This is a genomic window from Acinetobacter sp. Colony158, from assembly GCF_019264745.1.
GTDB lineage: Bacteria > Pseudomonadota > Gammaproteobacteria > Pseudomonadales > Moraxellaceae > Acinetobacter > Acinetobacter ursingii.
In genome coordinates, this window is sequence record NZ_CP078523.1 from 931250 (window position 1) to 931468 (window position 219).

A 219-nucleotide genomic window follows, 5' to 3' on the forward strand; every position below is an offset into this window, starting at 1 on the left:
ACATTTTTAATCTATTAAACAATGTATTGATTTAACAATAAATAATTGAGTAATATGTTTTGGCACACTTTATGCAAAACATAAATTAGCTTACAAAGCTTATAAATAAATTAACAAAATATTTGTGGAGAATATTATGAACGCTCAAAAAGGCTTTACGTTGATCGAGCTGATGATTGTAATCGCTATTATTGGTATTTTAGCAGCRATTGCRATTCC

At 26.7% G+C, this 219-nt stretch carries 1 protein-coding gene; it reads left to right on the forward strand.

Annotated elements, in window-relative coordinates:
• Nucleotides 1-136 precede the first annotated feature (136 nt).
• Nucleotides 137-219 (forward strand): prepilin-type N-terminal cleavage/methylation domain-containing protein (locus tag JR005_RS15215; RefSeq protein WP_218665791.1); only part of this gene is annotated, 83 nt, incomplete at its 3' end.